Source organism: Microbacterium sp. AG790, assembly GCF_003634765.1.
Classification (GTDB): Bacteria; Actinomycetota; Actinomycetes; order Actinomycetales; family Microbacteriaceae; genus Microbacterium.
Window position 1 is genome coordinate 189,720 of sequence record NZ_RBWZ01000009.1, and the last position, 17,372, is coordinate 207,091.

The 17,372-nt window shown below is 70.3% G+C and carries 19 protein-coding genes; 13 read left to right on the forward strand and 6 right to left on the reverse strand.

Features of this window, described 5'->3' with window-relative positions:
* The first annotated feature begins 67 nt into the window (after positions 1-67).
* The 4 genes from DEU37_RS10480 to DEU37_RS10495 all read left to right on the forward strand — a co-directional run bounded on the left by DEU37_RS10480 (position 68) and on the right by DEU37_RS10495 (position 4,291).
* Positions 68-2,098 carry a TPM domain-containing protein gene (locus DEU37_RS10480; protein ID WP_121190627.1) on the forward strand — a complete coding sequence of 677 codons (2,031 nt, stop codon included), beginning with the start codon at positions 68-70 and terminating at the stop codon, positions 2,096-2,098.
* A 78-nt stretch (positions 2,099-2,176) separates the two neighbouring features.
* Positions 2,177-2,914 (forward strand): PspA/IM30 family protein, encoded by a 738-nt coding sequence (locus DEU37_RS10485; RefSeq protein ID WP_121190628.1) that lies wholly within the window; start codon positions 2,177-2,179, stop codon positions 2,912-2,914.
* Positions 2,915-3,008: 94 nt separating this feature from the next.
* Positions 3,009-3,821: an arginase family protein gene (locus DEU37_RS10490; protein ID WP_121190629.1), complete on the forward strand. Its 813-nt coding sequence runs from the start codon at positions 3,009-3,011 to the stop codon at positions 3,819-3,821.
* A complete protein-coding gene (locus tag DEU37_RS10495) occupies positions 3,818-4,291 on the forward strand; it encodes a Fe-S oxidoreductase (protein ID WP_121190630.1) in 474 nt (157 codons plus the stop codon). Before DEU37_RS10490 ends, DEU37_RS10495 begins: the two co-directional genes overlap by 4 nt.
* Here the strand turns inward: DEU37_RS10495 and DEU37_RS10500 are convergent.
* The 3 genes from DEU37_RS10500 to DEU37_RS10510 are packed head-to-tail and all read right to left on the reverse strand — an operon-like array spanning position 4,278 to position 6,009.
* A complete protein-coding gene (locus DEU37_RS10500) occupies positions 4,278-4,769 on the reverse strand; it encodes an SIP domain-containing protein (RefSeq protein WP_121190631.1) in 492 nt (163 codons plus the stop codon). The two genes, DEU37_RS10495 and DEU37_RS10500, sit on opposite strands and share 14 nt — an antisense overlap.
* A 38-nt stretch (positions 4,770-4,807) precedes the next feature.
* Positions 4,808-5,518, reverse strand: a complete 711-nt coding sequence (locus tag DEU37_RS10505) for a tyrosine-protein phosphatase (RefSeq protein WP_121190632.1) — start codon at positions 5,516-5,518, stop codon at positions 4,808-4,810.
* On the reverse strand, positions 5,515-6,009 hold the full coding sequence (locus tag DEU37_RS10510; protein WP_121190633.1) for a carboxymuconolactone decarboxylase family protein: 495 nt from the start codon (positions 6,007-6,009) through the stop codon (positions 5,515-5,517). The genes DEU37_RS10505 and DEU37_RS10510 overlap by 4 nt, the downstream gene beginning before the upstream one ends.
* Before the next feature lie 103 nt (positions 6,010-6,112).
* Here DEU37_RS10510 and DEU37_RS10515 point away from each other — a divergent pair, with 103 nt between their 5' ends.
* The 8 genes from DEU37_RS10515 (at position 6,113) to DEU37_RS15150 (ending at position 13,979) form a co-directional block, all read left to right on the forward strand.
* Positions 6,113-7,054, forward strand: a complete 942-nt coding sequence (locus tag DEU37_RS10515) for an alpha/beta fold hydrolase (protein WP_121190634.1) — start codon at positions 6,113-6,115, stop codon at positions 7,052-7,054.
* Positions 7,055-7,207: 153 nt separating this feature from the next.
* Entirely contained in the window at positions 7,208-8,719 is a 1,512-nt protein-coding gene (locus DEU37_RS10520; RefSeq protein ID WP_121190635.1) for an ABC transporter substrate-binding protein, read from the forward strand.
* A gap of 346 nt (positions 8,720-9,065) precedes the next feature.
* A complete protein-coding gene (locus tag DEU37_RS10525; RefSeq protein ID WP_121190636.1) occupies positions 9,066-10,016 on the forward strand; it encodes an ABC transporter permease in 951 nt (316 codons plus the stop codon).
* Positions 10,013-10,891, forward strand: a complete 879-nt coding sequence (locus DEU37_RS10530) for an ABC transporter permease (protein WP_121190637.1) — start codon at positions 10,013-10,015, stop codon at positions 10,889-10,891. Before DEU37_RS10525 ends, DEU37_RS10530 begins: the two co-directional genes overlap by 4 nt.
* Complete coding sequence (locus tag DEU37_RS10535; RefSeq protein ID WP_121190638.1) at positions 10,888-11,676, forward strand: ABC transporter ATP-binding protein; 789 nt, start codon at positions 10,888-10,890, stop codon at positions 11,674-11,676. Before DEU37_RS10530 ends, DEU37_RS10535 begins: the two co-directional genes overlap by 4 nt.
* Entirely contained in the window at positions 11,673-12,482 is an 810-nt protein-coding gene (locus tag DEU37_RS10540) for an ABC transporter ATP-binding protein (RefSeq protein WP_121190639.1), read from the forward strand. The genes DEU37_RS10535 and DEU37_RS10540 overlap by 4 nt, the downstream gene beginning before the upstream one ends.
* 62 nt (positions 12,483-12,544) lie before the next feature.
* Entirely contained in the window at positions 12,545-13,645 is a 1,101-nt protein-coding gene (locus DEU37_RS10545; protein ID WP_121190640.1) for a M4 family metallopeptidase, read from the forward strand.
* Between the two features lie 28 nt (positions 13,646-13,673).
* Complete coding sequence (locus DEU37_RS15150; RefSeq protein WP_310790701.1) at positions 13,674-13,979, forward strand: protealysin inhibitor emfourin; 306 nt, start codon at positions 13,674-13,676, stop codon at positions 13,977-13,979.
* On the opposite strand, the gene DEU37_RS10555 is transcribed toward DEU37_RS15150, so the two are convergent.
* The 3 genes from DEU37_RS10555 to DEU37_RS10565 are packed head-to-tail and all read right to left on the reverse strand — an operon-like array spanning position 13,968 to position 15,801.
* Positions 13,968-14,606, reverse strand: coding sequence for a GNAT family N-acetyltransferase (locus DEU37_RS10555; RefSeq protein ID WP_121190642.1), 639 nt, complete (start codon positions 14,604-14,606; stop codon positions 13,968-13,970). The two genes, DEU37_RS15150 and DEU37_RS10555, sit on opposite strands and share 12 nt — an antisense overlap.
* Before the next feature lie 5 nt (positions 14,607-14,611).
* Positions 14,612-15,301, reverse strand: a complete 690-nt coding sequence (locus tag DEU37_RS10560) for a uracil-DNA glycosylase (protein WP_061683351.1) — start codon at positions 15,299-15,301, stop codon at positions 14,612-14,614.
* Positions 15,301-15,801: a phosphoribosyltransferase gene (locus DEU37_RS10565; protein ID WP_016463342.1), complete on the reverse strand. Its 501-nt coding sequence runs from the start codon at positions 15,799-15,801 to the stop codon at positions 15,301-15,303. The genes DEU37_RS10560 and DEU37_RS10565 overlap by 1 nt, the downstream gene beginning before the upstream one ends.
* Positions 15,802-15,861: 60 nt before the next feature.
* Here DEU37_RS10565 and DEU37_RS10570 point away from each other — a divergent pair, with 60 nt between their 5' ends.
* Complete coding sequence (locus tag DEU37_RS10570) at positions 15,862-17,364, forward strand: MFS transporter (RefSeq protein WP_183043653.1); 1,503 nt, start codon at positions 15,862-15,864, stop codon at positions 17,362-17,364.
* Positions 17,365-17,372 lie beyond the last annotated feature (8 nt).

Genomic DNA, 17,372 nt, shown 5'->3' on the forward strand with positions numbered 1-17,372 from the left:
GCCGTTCGCGACATAGGATCGGCGTGAGGAGCGAGGATCCCGCACCTCGCGCAGGGGAGGAACACGCATGCGTGCGCGTCTGTGGCTGGCGCTGACGGCGGCGGCGGCGATCGTCCTGGGCAGCGCCACGGCGATCGTCCTGGGCGGCGCGACCGCGGCGATCGCCACGGGTCCCGTCGCTCTCAGCTCGTCACGCGTGGTCGATCAGTCCGGTGTGCTCTCCGGTGCACAGGTCTCCGAGGTCGACACACGCCTGCGTGCCTTGACCGCGAAGTCGGGTGTCGATCTCTGGGTTGCGTACGTCCCGCAGTTTACCGATCCGTCGACGCCCGAGGACTGGGCGAACCAGACGGCGCAGAACAACGGTCTGGGCCCGCACCAGTACCTCCTGGCGATCTCGACGGACGGCCGTCAGTACTATCTGTCGGGCTCCTCGGCCGGCCCCGTGACCGGCGATGAGCTCACCACGATCGAACGCGAACGGGTGCAGCCGGCGCTGTCGGCCGGCAACTGGGTCGGCGCCGCCACCTCCGCTGCCGACGGCCTGGCCGACGCCATCGCGGGAGGAACCGGCGGCGCGGGGGTCGACGCCGCCGGAATCATCACGCCGATCCTGCTCGTCATCGTGGTGATCGCCCTGGCCGGGCTCATCATCTGGATCGTGATGCGCTCGCGCAGGCGTCGATCGCCCGCGGGCCCCGGCACGGGAACACCGCCCGCGCCGGTGAGCATCGAGGATCTCACGCGCCGCGCGTCCTCAGCCCTGGTACAGACGGACGACGCCGTCAAGACGAGCGAGCAGGAGCTCGGCTTCGCCCGGGCGCAGTTCGGCGACGAGGCAGCCCGCGAGTTCGAGTCGGCGCTGGCCAGCGCGAAGGCTCAGCTGGATGAGGCCTTCGCCCTCAAGCAGAAGCTCGACGATGAGAACCCCGACAGCGACGACGACACGCGCGCCTGGAACATGCGCATCATCGAGCTGTGCGACGCGGCCAACGCGCACCTCGACGAGAAGGCTGCGGCGTTCGACGAACTGCGAAAGCTCGAGCAGAACGCCCCCGACGCACTCGCACGCCTCCGCGAGAAGAAGGCGAACGTGGCCGGCGCGCACGACGCCGCCGTCGCGACGCTCACCGGCCTGACGAGCGCGTACGACCCCCTGGCCCTGACCGCGATCGCCGACAACCCCGAGCAGGCGTCGCAGCGCCTCGCGTTCGCCGACACGCTGCTGGACACCGCCGCCGCGCAGATCGCCGCCGGCAACACGTCGGCCGCGGCGGTCAGCATCCGCGCTGCGGAGGACGCCGTGGCACAGGCCGAGATGCTGCACAACGCCGTCGCGCGCATGAGCGTCGACCTCGCCCAGGCGGAGGCGGATGCCGCGGCCCTCATCGCCGATCTGGAGACCGACATCGCCGCGGCAACGGCACTGCCCGACCCGGACGGGCGTCTGGCCCCCGTGATCGCGGCCACGCGCGCGCAGGTCGAGGCGGCGCGGCCGCTGGTCACCGGGCCCGCCAAGCGTCCCCTCTTCGCCCGCGAGGGTCTGGACCGCGCCAACGCACAGATCGACGCAGTCCTGGCCGGCGTCCGCGACGAGCAGGAGCGCGCGGCGCGCGCATCCGCACAGCTGGGCGGCCTCATCGCACAGGCGCAGGGCGAGATCTCCGCGGCGGAGGACTTCATCTCTTCACGCCGCGGCGCCGTCGGCGCCGAGGCACGTACCCGCCTCGCCGAGGCCGGCGCGTCGCTCGTGCAGGCCCGCCAGCTGCAGCAGAACGATCCCGCACAGGCTCTTGCCGCCGCACAGCGCGCGCACGAGCTGGCGACGCAGGCGATGCAGGCGGCGCAGAACGATGTCGGCGTCTTCCAGAGCGGCATGTTCGGCGGCTCCGGCGGATCGCAGCGCAGGGGCTCGGGCGGCGACATGATGGGCGCCGTCCTCGGCGGCATCGTCCTCAACTCCCTGCTCAACGGGGGCGGCGCCCGCCGCTCGCGCTCCGGCGGCGGCTTCGGCGGCCTGGGCGGGGGCGGCAGCATCTCCCCCGGCGGGTTCGGCGGCGCCGGCAGCCGCGCGCGCCGCGGCGGAGGTCGCTTCTGAGCCCGGCATCCGCTCGCCAACTTCGACCGCACGATCCCCTCGCACGCTGGGAAGTCTCCCGTTAGGAAAGGAAAAACGATGGCAAAGCAGTCCATCTTCGGTCGCATCTCGACGCTCGTGAAGGCGAACGTCAACGCCATGCTCGACGCCGCCGAAGACCCGCAGAAGATGCTCGACCAGCTGGTGCGCGATTACACCAACTCCATCGCCGACGCCGAGTCCGCGATCGCCGAGACCATCGGCAATCTGCGGCTGTTGGAGCGCGACCACGAGGAGGACGTGCGCGCGGCGGCCGAGTGGGGCAACAAGGCCCTCGCCGCCAGCCGCAAGGCCGACGAACTGCGCGGGAGCGGCAACACGGCGGATGCCGACAAGTTCGACAACCTCGCCAAGATCGCGCTGCAGCGCCAGATCAGCGAGGAGAACGAGGCCAAGGCCGTCGAGCCGACGATCAGCTCTCAGACGGAGGTCGTCGCCAAGCTCAAGGACGGCCTCAACGGCATGAAGCAGAAGCTCGAGCAGCTGAAGTCCAAGCGCAGCGAGCTGCTCGCGCGCGCGAAGACGGCCGAGGCACAGAACAAGGTGCACGATGCGGTCAAGTCCATCGATGTGCTCGACCCGACCAGCGAGCTGGGACGCTTCGAGGACAAGGTGCGCCGCCAGGAGGCTCTCGCCGCCGGCAAGGCGGAGCTGGCGGCATCCAGCCTGGACGCCCAGTTCAACGAGCTCGAGGACGTGGGCGAGCTCACCGAGGTCGAGGCGCGCCTGGCTGCCCTGAAGAGCGGCGGCGCCGGGGCTCCGGCCCTGGAGAAGTAGGCGGGATGACGGTCCGCGCCCCGGGGTCCGCCACACGGTGGACGCCGGGACGCGGACGTCGCGGTGCGCGTGGCGCGCAGGGAGGGACGGCAAGATGACCCGCTTCGTGGTGGTTCCGCAGTGGCAGGGCTCCCCCGCCGCGCGCGCGATGTTGCTCGTGGACGGAGCCGAGGCGATCGCCGGCGACCTGCCCCGCGCGGCGACCGCGCGCGTCGAGGTGCCGGCAGAGGCCGGTGAAGCGCTGGAGACCGGCATCCGCCGTTTCAGCGCGCTGAGTCGGGTCGCCGACGCCCTCACGGCGGAGCTCGCCGTCAGCGACGAGCCGGCGCTCATCATCGGAGGCGACTGCGGCGTCGCCGTCCCCGCGATCGCCCAGGCCTCCGCCCGACACCCGGATCTCGCGGTGGTCTGGTTCGACGCGCACGGCGATCTCAACACGCCCGCGACCTCGCCGTCGGGCGCGTTCGCAGGCATGGCCCTGCGCGCCGTGCACGAGAGCGGACCGGTGCCCGGAAGCGGCGCGGTGATCGCCGATCGTCTCGTGCTGGTGGGCGCCCGCGATCTCGACCCGGGCGAGGCCGTGCACCTGGCCGAGAGCGATATCCGCAGCGTCGCGGCCGACGCGATCGGCGACGGTGCCGCGGTCGCCGCCGCCGTGGCTGCCACGGGAGCGGATGCCGTCTACATCCACGTCGACCTCGACGTGCTCGACCCGGCCGAGCTCACCGGTGTGACCCAGCCGACGCCGTTCGGCCTGACGCTGCGGGAGCTGACCGCGGCGATCGCCGCCGTGCGCCGCACCCTCCCCCTGGTGGGTGCGTCGATCGCCGGATTCGCGCCGGCGTCTCCAGCCGCGGCCGTCGACGACCTCGGCACGATCCTGCGGGTCGTCGGGGCGCTCGCGTGATCGCGTCGCCCCCGCCGGGCTGGCAGGAACGGGCGGCCCGCGCCGTGGCGCGCGGACGCCGCCTCGATGCGCTGATTCCCGGCATCCTGCTCGACTCCCCCCTCAGCCTCGTCGGCTTCTGGTGGGGAACCGCCGTGGGCTGGGTCTGGGGGTCGCTGTGGTCGACGGGCCGCATCCATCGCCGCGGAGGCCTCTGGGTGTTCACCGGGATGCCGTCATGGACGTTCGGCCGCGGCGGCGTCTGCGTCGGCGGGTGCTTCTTGACCGACTCGCCGCGCATCAGCGACGACGTGCTGCGTCACGAAGCCGTGCACGCGCGCCAGTGGCGCCGTTACGGCTTTCTCATGCCGCTGCTGTACGCCCTGGCGGGACGCAACCCGCTGACGAACAGGTTCGAGATTCTCGCCGGCCTCGAAGAGGGCAACTATGTGCCGCGCGGAGCATCGGCAGGCACGGTCAGCGAGAGCTGACCAGCCCGAAACGCGCCGGTGTGTGCACCGCCGCCGGCGAGATGCCGAGGCGCTCGGTGAGGTGGTCGAAGATGTCGGCGGTGCCGAGGAATCCGCCGAGAAGGTGGATGCGGGTGCCGTCCTGGCACGTCGGCTCGTCTTCGTCGGCGCAGAGCATCTCATCGGCCCACGCCGTCACGGCCCGACTCACGGCCTGGCCGGGAGCACAGGAACGGCCGGTTCCGGGCTGGCCGCTGCGGCGTGAGCGGTCGAGCCAGGTGACGACCATGCGCGCCGGAACCGCGATCGGCGCGATCCACGAGGCGTCGGGAACCTCGATGAAGACACGACCGGTCGAGCAAATCGGCAGCGTCGCGATGAGCGCCTCCAGCTCGGCCAGCGCGTGCTCGTCCGCCGTGATGAGCTGCTGCACCCGCGCGTGACGAGACGCCTTGCAGGCGGACTCGTCGTGCACAGCACGCAGCGCGGAGGAGGTCATGATTCCTCCATCATACGCCCGTTAAGGCGAGCCTTACCTCAGCGTTCGATGAGGATCGTCGCGAGCGCGCCCACGTCGTCGCGGCGGAGGCCGTGTGCGACGAGGTAGTCCGCCGCCGAGCCGAAGCGCTCGCGCACATCCTCCAACAGCGCCTGCATCACGGGTGCCGGCGAGCGTGTCGCGAGGTCTTCGAGATGGCGAGCGTCGGGGTGCGCGCTGCGCAGATAGGAGAGCACACGAGCATTGCGCCGCGCCGGAAGCAGCTGCTCCGTGCCCGCGTAATCGGCCACGATCGCATCATGCTCGACGCCGACGGCATCCAGCAGCAGCGCGACGGCGACGCCCGTGCGGTCCTTCCCGACGGTGCAGTGCACGAGCGTCGGTGCACCCTCGAGGACGGCGCGCGCCACGTCGACCATCCGATCGGCCGACTCGTCCACGAGGCCGCGGTAGACGTCGGCGAGCGAGCGATCCTCGACGAAGAAGGAGGCGACCGAACCGAGGAAGAGCGGGATCCGGATCGTCTCGAGATCGAGGCCGGCGACGCGGCTGGGCTCGGCGGCCACTTCGTCGTCGGCGCGGAGGTCGACGACGCGACGGATTCCGAGACCGACGAGCGCCTCGCGGCCGGCCTCGTCCAACCCGGCGAGATTGCCGGAACGGAACAGCACACCCGCACGCGTGACGCCACCGCCCGCCGGGAGCCCGCCGACGTCGCGGAAGTTCAGGGCTCCAGAGACGATGCTCACGCCGGATCGTCTCCCGCGCCCGTCTGGGCCCCGCGCGGCGGGACGGGGTACTTTCCGGCGATCGTGATGCGGTTGAAGGCGTTGATCGACACGAGCAGCCAGCTGATCGCGACGTACTCCTGCTCCGAGAGGATGCCGCCGACGCGGTCGTAGACCTCGTCGGGCACGCCCTCCTCGTGGATGAACACGTAGCACTCCGCCAGTTCGAGAGCCGCGCGCTCGCGGGCCGAGAACACGCCCGAGTCGCGCCAGGCGGCGAGCTGGGCGATCTCATCGATGCCGAGACCCGCCGCGACCGCGCGGTCGACGTGCACGCGCACGCAGTACGCGCATCCGTTGAGCTGCGACGCGTGGATGAGCACCAGCTCCCGCAGGCGTGCATCGATGCCCGCCTCGGCGGCGACCGCGCCGACCGTCTTCGAGAACGCCTCCAGGGCGTCGTACGCGGGACGGGCCGACCGGGACAGGTGGACGCGACGCTCGGTGCTCATGCGATCAGCCTAGGACGCGTGGGCCGGCTCGACCGGGTGAGCGCGCGGCGCAGCCGTGCGTCGAAATCACCGGTGCGAGCGCGGAGAGAGGCACAATGTCCGAATGGATGAGTTCTCCTTCCTGGCCGATCAGGCCGCCGAGCTCGGCATCGACGCCGTCCCGCCCGTCCGCCGCCTCACCCACCGCCTCGACGACGGTCGTGTCGTCAGCGCGCTGCAGTACGGGGATCCCGTCACGGCCGCCTTCACTCCCCCGCAGGTGACGCTCCTGCACGGCGCCGGCCTCAACGCGCACACGTGGGACACGACGGTGCTCGCCCTCGGCATCCCCGCCCTCGCCGTCGACCTGCCAGGGCACGGCGATTCGTCGTGGCGGACGGATGCCGCGTACACCGGAGGCGTCCTCGCCGCCGACATCGCCCCGGCTGTCGCCGCGTGGAGCGCGGGCACGCCACAGGTGCTCGTCGGTCAGTCGCTCGGTGGCCTGACCGGCGCCGCGCTCGCCGCCTCACACCCGGAGCTGGTGCGCGAGCTGATCGTCGTCGACATCACGCCCGGCATCGACCCGGACGGCGACGCCGCGCAGATCGCCGCCTTCTTCGCCGGACCCACCGACTGGGCCAGCCGCGAGGAGCTCGTCGAGCGGGCACTCTCGTTCGGACTCGGCGGCTCCCGCGGCGCCGCGACCCGCGGTGTCATCCTCAATTCGCGCGAGCGTGCGGACGGCCGCGTCGAATGGAAGCACCACTTCGCGCACCTCGCGAACGCGCTGGCCGGTGACGCGGATGCCGCGGCGAGCGCAGAGGCGCAACGTCACGCGATCCGCGGCGCGCTGACCGCCGCGGGGTGGGACGACCTCGCCGCCGTCAGCGCCCCGATCACTCTCGTGCGCGGACGCCGCGGGTTCGTGACACCCCCTGATGCCGAGGACTTCCAGCGTCGCCTCCCGGCGGCATCCCTCGTCGAGGTCAACTCGGGCCACAACGTGCAGGAGGAGCAGCCGGTCGAACTGGCCCGACTCATCGCACAGGTCGCGCGCGGCTGACGCGGCCGATCGCATGACGCTCGGTGTCGCCGCAGCGAAGGCGGATGACCGCACCCGCCGTCGCAAAGCCTAGGCTGTAACGCGCACCCGAGTCAGCGGGCCGCTGCGCACAGCACCCGCGCATGCCCGCGCTGCCGAAAGGACACCTCTCACATGCTTCGCCGCACCACTGTCGCTGCCGCCGCGCTCCTCGCCGCCGGCGCCCTGCTGCTGACCGCCTGCTCCGGCGGCTCCACGCCCGATGCGTCCCCGACCGCGGTCACGCCCGACCCCGACGCGGTCGTGAACGTACGTCTTGTCGCGGAACCCGGCAACCTCGACATCAGGACCACGGCGGGCTCGGCTCTCGACCAGATCCTCATCGACAACGTCTACCAGGGTCTCGTTTCGCGCACGCCCGACCAGCAGATCGTCGACACGCTCGCATCCAGCCACACCGTCTCGTCCGACAAGCTCACCTATACGTTCACCCTGCGTGACGGCGTGACTTTCCACGATGGGTCGCCCCTGACGGTCGACGACGTCGTGTGGTCTCTGCAGCAGGTGAAGGCCAACACTTCGTACCGCGACTCCGACACGCTCTCTCGCGTGCAGAGCATCGCCGCGAACGGCAAGGACGTCGTGCTGACCCTCAGCCAGCCCGATTCGGCGCTGCTGTGGAACCTCACCGGACGCGCCGGTCTCGTGCTTAAGAAGGACGACCCCACCGATCGCAAGACGAAGGCGAACGGCACCGGGCCGTACAAGCTGACGAACTGGAAGCAGGGCGACTCGATCACCTTCGACCGCAACGACGGGTACTGGGGCGACAAGGCGAAGGTCAAAGAGGTGGTGTTCAGCTACATCCCCGACAACCAGGCAGCGCTCAACGGCGCCCTAGCAGGAGAACTCGACGTCGTCACTGGCTTCGACGCAAACCTCAGCGATCAGATCAAGGCAAGCGGCGAGTTCACTGTCGAGGTCGGAAAGTCGACCGACAAGGGCACGCTGGCGATGAACTCGACGAAGGCCCCTCTGTCCGACAAGCGGGTGCGCCAGGCGATCCGCGAGGCCATCGACCACGACGCGATCGTCAAGGCTCTCGGAGCCGGGCAGACCTTGTACGGCCCGATCCCTGAGTTGGACCCCGGCTACGAGGATCTGTCCTCCACCGCTCCGTTCGACCCGACCGCTGCGAAGAAGCTTCTTTCGGAGGCCGGTGTACAGGACCTGACGCTGACGCTCACCATCCCGTCCTGGTACGGAACGACAGTTTCTCAGATCCTCGTATCGAACCTCAACGACGTCGGAATCACTCTCAAAGTCAAGCAGGTTGAGTTTCCGACGTGGGTCAACGACGTTTACACCAACAAGAACTATGAGCTCAGCTTCGTGCTGCACACCGAGGCGCGCGACTTCGAGAACTGGGCGAATCCGGACTACTACTTCACCTACAACAACCCCGAGGTGCAGAAGCTCTATCAGCAGTCGCGCAGCGCGACGGACGACCAGACGTCGGCGAGCCTGCTGAAGCAGGCTGCGAAGATCGTCGCCGACGACCAGGCCGCCGATTGGCTCTATAACGGAGCGTCGGTTGTGGCCACTCGACATGGCGTAGCTGGCTTCCCTATTGTGAATGTCAACGAGCGCATGAACCTCAGTGCGCTTGAGGAGGCAGCGCGATAAGCACGCTTGCCATCAGGCGCTATTGGAGAAGCTATGAAACTGTCCCGGAAGACTGCAGGAGTATCGCTTGCGACCGCGCTCTTGGCTGCCGCTTTGGTCGGCGTCGCGGCTCCCGCGAATGCCGCGTCAAACTCGTTCCAATGCGTTCCAGCAGACCAAGTCGTCGTCGATCCTGCTTTTCCTTCAGTTACCGTTTACTACACTTTTACGGGGTGGGCAGGATCCAAGTACAAGTACTCCGTGAAGACAGTCTCTCCATCGACGGGCGCCTATTACAGCAGCAAGACCTGCCAGCCCTAGCTCGAGTCTCAGTTGAGGGCGGCTGTGCGCCTTCTATGGTTGGTCGTTGTCTAGATATCTAGCGCGTCGACTGGCCCTGCTGCTGCTGGGCCTGTTCGTCGCCAGTGCGCTGATCTTCCTGACGCTGCGGATCCTTCCCGGCGATGTGGCGCAGCTCATCGCCGGGATCGATGCGGGCCCGGCGCAGGTCGCCGCGATCCGTGAGCGCCTCGGGCTCGGAGAGCCCCTTGCCGTGCAGTACCTGTCGTGGATCGGCGGTGTCTTCCGCGGAGACCTCGGCCAGTCGTTGCTGACCGGCGCCCCCGTGGCGGCCCAGCTCGCCGAGAAGGCTCAGGTGACGGTTCCGCTCGGACTGATGGCGATGACCGTCGCCCTGCTGATCGCACTGCCGTTCGGTGTTCTCTCCGCCGTCCGCCGAGGCCGCCCCGACGGCACCGCCCTGTCGGTCGGAGCCCAGACCGTCGCCGCCGTCCCGGTGGTGTGGGCCGGCATGATGCTGGTGCTCGTGTTCGCTGTCTGGCTCGGCTGGGTGCCGGCCCAGGGATTCCCGCGCGCGGGCTGGGACGACCCGGCATCCGCCGTCCGGGCGCTGCTGCTGCCGGCGATCACGATCGGCGTCGTCGAAGGGGCGATGCTGATGCGGTTCGTGCGTTCTGCGACCCTCCAGGCGACGGGAGAGGATTTCGTCCGCACGGCGGCGGCGAAAGGCCTCACCCGCACGCAAGCCCTCATCCGGCACGGACTTCCCACGGTGGGGCTGTCGATCATCACGGTTCTGGGACTGCAGGTGGCGGGCATCATCGTCGGCGCTGTCGTCATCGAGCAGCTGTTCAGCCTGCCCGGCATCGGACGCATGCTCGTCGAGGACGTCGGCAAGCGCGATCTGCTCAAGGTGCAGGGCGAGCTGCTGGTGCTCACCGGCTTCGTGCTCGTCGTCGGCTTCGTCGTCGACCTCATCCACCGCCTCATCGACCCTCGACAGCGGGAGGCGGAATGAGCAGGTTCGCCTGGCTGCGTCGACTGTGGGCGCTGTCGACCGGACGCTTCGGCCTCGTCGTCGTGCTGGCGATCGGCGCCGTCGCGCTGGTCGCCCGATTCTGGCTGCCGTTCGATCCTCAGACGGTCGACGTCGACGGACGCTGGGCTGCGCCGGGGTGGCCGCACCTGCTCGGCACGGACGGCGCGGGCCGCGACATCCTGAGCCTGCTGATGGCCGGAGCGCGCACGACGGTGTGGGTGGCTCTGGGAGCCGGACTCGTGGCGACCGTCATCGGCGTCGCCCTCGCGACCCTCGGCGCCCTCACCGCGCGGTGGGTGCGGGAGAGCGTCGCGGTGCTCGTCGACATCCTGATCGCGTTCCCCGTGCTCCTGATCGCCATGATGATCTCGTCGGTCTGGGGCGGCTCGCTGTGGGTCGTGATCGTCTCGGTCGGCATCGGCTTCGGCGTCAACATCGCGCGGGTGACGCGCCCCGAACTGCGCCGCGTGCTGCACAGCGACTTCGTGCTCGCCGGTCGCGCCGCCGGCCTCACCCCGTTCCAGAACCTGTACCGCCACCTGCTGCCGAACGTCGCGCCGGTGTTCATCGTGCAGCTGTCGTGGGGCATGGCCGTCGCCGTGCTCGCCGAGGCCGGGCTCAGCTACCTCGGCTTCGGCGCCCCGCTCACCGAGCCCAGCTGGGGGCTGCTGCTGAAGGATCTGCAGCAGTACATCTCCGTGCACCCGCTCAGCGTCGTCTGGCCGGGACTGGCGATCACGATCACGGTGCTCGGGCTCAACCTGCTCGGCGACGCTCTGCGCGAAGCGACCGACCCCACCCTCACGCGCCGGCGCACGGCGGCGCAGACCCACACGACGGCGGTGATCTCATGAGCCTCGTGGTGCGCAACCTCTCGATCGAGATCGAGGGCCGCCGCGTCGTCGACGACGTCTCCTTCGACGTTCCCGACGGCGCACGCGTGGGCCTGATCGGCGAGTCGGGCTCGGGCAAGTCCCTCACCGCGCTCGCGATCCTCGGCCTGCTGCCGGATGCCGCGACGGCCGCCGGCAGCATCCGCTGGAATGAGCGCGAGCTGATCGGTCTGCCGGACCGCGAGCTGGCCCGCCTGCGCGGCGATGAGATCGGCATCGTCTTCCAGGAGCCGCGCACCGCCCTCAACCCGATCCGCACCGTCGGCCGCCAGATCGCCGAGTCCGTCCGCATTCACGAGGGGCTCGGACGCCGGGATGCCGCGGCGCGCGCCGTCGCCGAGGCCGAGCGCGTGCGTCTGCCCGAGCCGGCCCAGATCGTCCGCCGCTACCCGCACCAGCTCTCCGGCGGCCAGCGCCAGCGCGTGGCCATCGCCATGGCCCTCGCCTGCCGTCCGCGCCTCCTGATCGCCGACGAGCCGACGACGGCCCTGGACGTCACGATCCAGGCGGAGGTTCTCGAGCTGCTCGCCGGTCTGGTCACCCGGGACGGCATGTCCTTGGTGTTCATCACGCACGACCTCGCGGTGCTCTCCCAGATCGCCACGCACGCCGTCGTGCTCGAAGACGGGCGCGTGGTCGAGCACGGGCCGCTCTCACGACTGCTCACGGCGCCGGCATCCCCGGTGACGCAAGGCCTGCTGCGCGACGCCACCGCGACGCTGTGGCGACCGGGAGGTGCCCGATGAGGGCGGTGGACCCGGCGCTGCTGAGCGCACGCGCGCTCACCCGTCGCTTCCGCCAACGCGGAGGCGGACTGTTCGAGCGGGCGCGATGGACGACCGCGCTCGAGGACGCCGACGTCGACGTCTTCGAGGGCTCCGCCGTCGGCATCATCGGCGAGTCGGGCTCCGGCAAGTCGACGCTCGTCAGGCTGCTGCTGGGGTTGGATGCCCCCACGACAGGCACCGTCACGATGGCGGGTCGCCCGGTCGATGCCCGCGCGTCGGCGCGGGCGCTGCACTGGCTGCGCCGCGAGACCGGCATCGTCTTCCAGGATCCGTACGCGTCGCTGGACCCCCGCATGAGCATCGGACGGATCGTCGGCGAGCCGCTCTGGGCGCTGGATATCCCGGGAGATCGACGTGCGCGCGTGCGCGAGGTGCTCGACGCGGTCGGGCTCGAGGCCTCGATGGCCGAGCGCTACCCGCACGAGTTCTCCGGCGGACAGCGCCAGCGCATCGCTCTGGCGCGCGCGATCGTGCACCGCCCCCGCATCCTCGTCGGCGATGAACCTCTCTCGGCGCTCGATGTCACGGTGCGCGCGCAGATCCTGGAACTGCTGCGCGAGCTGCGGCAGCGGGAGAGTCTCACCCTTGTGATGGTGTCGCACGACATCGGCGTCGTGCAGAACCTCTGCGACGAGGTGATCGTCATGAAGGACGGCCGCATCGTCGAGGAGGGCCCCACCGAGAAGGTGCTGCTCGCCCCGCAGGTCGCCTACACCCGTCGACTGCTCGCCTCCATCCCGGTGATCGACCCGCCGCGGGAGTGATCACTCGGGAGCGCGGACGTCAGCCGGCAGTGCACGTCGGATGCCGGGCGTAGGGTGACGCCATGTTCGCGATCGTCCCGCCGTATCTGCTGTCTCGCCTGGCTGCCACCGACGCCCCGCACCTCGCGAACGCGGCCGAAGCCGCCCGCGCGACCCTCGCGATCCCCCGGGCGTACCTCCCGGGGTCCGAACGCGCACGCGCGCGATTGGAGCTGTCGGTCGACGGCGACGCCCTCGTGCTCCAGGGAGAGCCCGCGCCCGACCGGGTCGTCTCGGACGCCCGGCACCGGGAGACGCTTCCGGGCGTGCGTGTGCGCGGCGAAGACGACCTGCCCGTCGCGGATGCGGCCGTGAACCAGGCCTTCGACGGGCTGGGCGCGAGCTTCGAGCTGTTCTGGGACGCGTTCGCACGCCGCTCGATCGACGGCGCAGGCGGAACCCTCGCGGCGAGCGTGCACTACGGCGACCGCTACGACAACGCGTTCTGGAACGGCGAGCGCATGGTGTTCGGCGACGGCGACGGCGAGGTCTTCCAGGGCTTCACCTCGTCGATCAGCGTCATCGGACACGAACTCGGTCACGGCGTGATCGAGCACGGCGGCGGCCTCGCGTATCAGGGCCAGTCCGGCGCCCTCAACGAATCCGTCGCCGATGTCTTCGGGGCGCTCACCGAGCAGCACCTGCACGGCCAGAGCGCCGCGCAGGCGTCGTGGCTCATCGGCGCCGGCATCTTCACCGATGCCGTCCAGGGGGTGGCGCTGCGGTCGATGAAGGCGCCCGGAACGGCGTACGACGACGACGTGCTCGGCGCAGACCCTCAGCCGGCCCACATGCGCGACTACGTCCGCACCAGCGAGGACAACGGCGGCGTGCACATCAACTCCGGCATCCCGAACAAGGCCTTTCACCTCGTCGCCACCGCCCTCGGCGGCTCTGCGTGGGAACGAGCCGGTCGCATCTGGTACCTCACGGTCACGGAGGGCACACTGTCGCCGACGGCGGATTTCTCCGCGTTCGCGGCGGCGACCACGGCGGTCGCGCAGCGGGAGTACGGTGAGAGATCGGAGGAAGCCGACGCCGTCCGCACCGCGTGGAACGCCGTCGGTGTGACCGCCCGTGACTCATCACCCCGACCCGCGCGACCCGCCGGGGTCCGCGGCTGACCCGGACGCCCGCACCCTGAGCGTGAGTGTGGCGCGCTCCGGTGGTGTCGCGGGAGTCACCCGTCGGTGGCAGGTGTCGGCGCCTCCCCACGAGAGTGCGCACTGGATCCAGCTGGTGGAACACTGCCCCTGGGATGCCGAGGGCACCGTCGAACACTCCCCGACCCCCGCCGCCGCTCCCCCCACCTCGCGCGGCGCCGATCGCTTCACGTGGACCATCGAAGCTCGCATCGACGGTCGTTGCCATCGTGCGATCGTCAGCGAGGCGGACACCCGGGGCGCGTGGCGCGCCTTGATCGACGCGGTCCGCGGGGCCACGTCGTCAGCTCCCTGAGCGCTCCGAGCGCTCCGAGCGCGAGAACAGTGAGCGCTTCTTCTTCACCGGCGACAGCTGCTTCTGCAGGTAGATCGTGCCGAGCCAGCGGCCGAACTTGAAGCCGACGCGTCCCATGCGTCCGACCTCGACGAAGCCGAGCTTCTCGTGCAGGGCGATGGAGGACTCGGCGCCCTTGTCGCTGATGACGGCGACCATCTGGTGGATGCCGACCGCCTCGCTGGCCGCGATGAGCGCTTCCAGGAGCGCACGGCCGAGTCCCTTGCCCGTCGCCGCCTGCCCCAGGTAGATCGAGTTCTCCACGCTGTAGCGGTACGCCGACTTGGCCGACATCGGCTGCACGAGGGCGTAGCCGAGGATCTGCCCGCTCGGCGACTGCGCCACGAGGAACGGCATGCCGAGCTTGGCCAGGTGCTCGAGCTTCTCGCGCCACTGCGCGAGCGACCACTTCTTCTCGTCGAAGGTCACGACCGAGTTGGTGACGTAGTAGTTGTAGATCTCCCGAATGTCGGGGATGTCGCCGTCACGCACCGGCCTGATCTCGTACGAGAAGGGACGCTCCTGCTCGCTGCGCCGCAGATGCACGGGCAGCCGCCGGCGACTCTTGTCGTACTCCTCCTCCAGCATGTCGCTCAGCCTAAACGCCAGTCGACCGGCGTCGCACCCTGCTGCGCCAGCAGGTCGTTGACGCGCGAGAAGGGCCGTGACCCGAAGAAGCCGCGGCTGGCCGACAGCGGAGACGGATGGGCCGACTCCACGATCGGCGTCTCCCCGAGAAGAGGGCGGAGGTTCGCGGCATCCCGCCCCCACAGCACCGCGACCAGCGGCCGATCCCGGGCGACGAGGGTGCGGATCGCGTGCTCGGTGACCGTCTCCCATCCCCACCCGCGGTGCGACGCGGGAGCGCCGGGGGCCACCGTCAGCACGCGGTTGAGCAGCATGACGCCCTGGTCGCTCCAGGCGGAGAGGTCGCCGTGCGGCGCCCGCGGGATGCCGAGGTCGGCCTCGAGCTCCTGGTAGATGTTCGCCAGGCTCCGCGGCAGGGGCCGCACGTGCGCATCGACGGCGAACGAGAGGCCGATCGGGTGACCCGGCGTCGGGTAGGGGTCCTGCCCGACGATGAGCACCTTGACCTCGGCGAGCGGCCTCGCGAAGGCGCGGAGCACCTTGTCTCCGGCCGGAAGATAATGCCGACCCGCCGCGGTCTCGGCGCGCAGGCGCTCACCGAGGGCGGCGATATCCGGCGCCACCGGAGCGAGCGCGCGCGCCCAGTCGGCATCGATGAGCCCGGCGGCGGCCAGCTCATCGAGTGCCATCGCCATCAGGCGCTCGCCTCCGCGCCGGCGTCCTCCTCGATCACCGAACCGGCGGCCGACCACGGGAAGTCGATCCAGCGGTCGGTCTCGCGCCACGAGAAGTCGGGCTGGGCGACACTGCCGGGCTTCGTGTAGATGCACACCGATCGCACGTCGGCATCGGCGTCGCGCAGCATCTTGACGGCGAGGGCGAGCGTGCGCCCACTGTCGGCGACGTCGTCGACGAGCAGGACGCGCTTGCCGGGCAGGTAACCGAGGTCGAGGTCGGGCGGCAGCAGCGCCGGCGCCTCCAGCACGGTGCCGATGCCGGTGTAGAACTCCACGTTCAAAGCGCCGCAGCTCTTCACCCCCAGGCCGTAGGCGATGGCACCGGCGGGCAGCAGACCCCCGCGGGCGATCGCCACCACGACGTCGGGAACGAACCCGTCCGCCACGATCGATCGGGACAACGCCCGGGTCGCCTCACCGAAACCGTCCCACGTCAGTACTTCGCGCTCGCTCGTCACGGCATTCAGCCTAGGCGCCGCCGCGGTGCGCTGCGCACAGGCGTGGCTAGAGTGAACGCCGTGACCTCCTCCTCCGCAGGCTCCTCGACGGCGAAGAGCCCCCGCACGCGCTCGGTCCGACTTCCCGGCGGCCTCGGCATCACCGCCGGCCTCATCGGGTGGTTCATCCTGGTCGAGATCGTCAGCGGCATCCTGCAGGGCTATTACGTGCCGCTGTTCAGCGACATCGTCGTCTCCCTCGGCATCCACGACTCCGACGTCAACTGGTTCGAGGCGGCACAGCTGCTGCTGTCGGCGCTCGTCGTGCCGGTGCTGGCAAAGCTCGGCGACATGTACGGACACAAGCGCATCCTGCTGATCGCCGCGATCCTCACGGCCGGGGCGACCTGGTGGCTGGTGTTCGCGACCTCCTTCTGGAGCTTTCTCATCGCGTGGGCGCTGCAGGGCTTCTACGTCGTCTGGCTCCCGTTGGAGATCGCCCTCATCTTCGAGCGCGGGCGGGTGCAGCAGCGCGGAGTGTCGACGACCCGCCGCGCGGCGGGTCTGCTGGTCGTCGGGCTGGAGGCAGGCGCGATCATCGGTGCTCTCGCCGCCGGGCGGATCTTCGCCGCGAGCGGCCAGAACCTCACCGCGACGCTCGTCGTGCCGGCGATCGCGGTGACGCTCGTCGCACTGGTCATCTGGATCGGCGTTCCCGAATCCGCACCCGAGGGCGGACGACGCCTCGACACGTGGGGCTTCGTGCTGCTCGCGTGGGCACTGCTGCTCGTGACCGGCGGTCTGGCCTGGATGCGGATGATCGGCGAGCTCGCGCTGGGCGCCGGCGCCTGGGTCTGGGTCATCGCTCTGCTTCTCGCCGGGATCGCGGTGTTCGTGTGGTTCGTGCGCTTCGAACTGCGTCAGGACGACCCGGCGGTCGATATCCGCGTGCTGCGCCGGCCCGAGATGTGGCCCGTGCAGGCGACCGCGTTCCTGATCGGGATCAGCCTGCTCGGCGCCCAGGGGCCGCTGTCGACCTATGCCGGCACCGATCCCTCCCTCGGCTACGGACTCGGATTGGATGCCACGCAGCGCTCGAACATCATCGGCGTCTACCTCGTCTCCCTCATCGTGGGCGCCGTGCTGTTCGCCGTGACGTCGCGCCGAGCGAGCCCCCGTGTCGTGCTGATCGCGGCATCCCTGCTCGTGGGCGTCGGCTATCTGCTGTTCCTGCCGTTCCACCGGGAGCTGTGGCAGGTACTGCTGAACCTCTCGATCGCCGGGCTCGGCTGCGGCGCGCTCGTCGGAGCACTGCCGGCGGCCGCCGCGGCCGCCGCCCCGCGCGGGCAGACCGGCATCGCGACGGCGCTCACCAACACGACCAAGACGATCGGCGGGTCGTTCTCCTCAGCCGTCTTCGGTGTGGTGCTGGCGGCGGGAGCCGGCGCCGTGGCCAGCCAGACCGCGGCCTCCCTCGGCGGCTACCTCACGGTGTGGGCGATCTGCGCCGGCGGCGGCTTCCTCGCCGCCCTGCTGCTCGTCTTCGTTCCGAAGGTCGCGTTCGCCGACGCCGCCGAATCCTGACCCGCGCG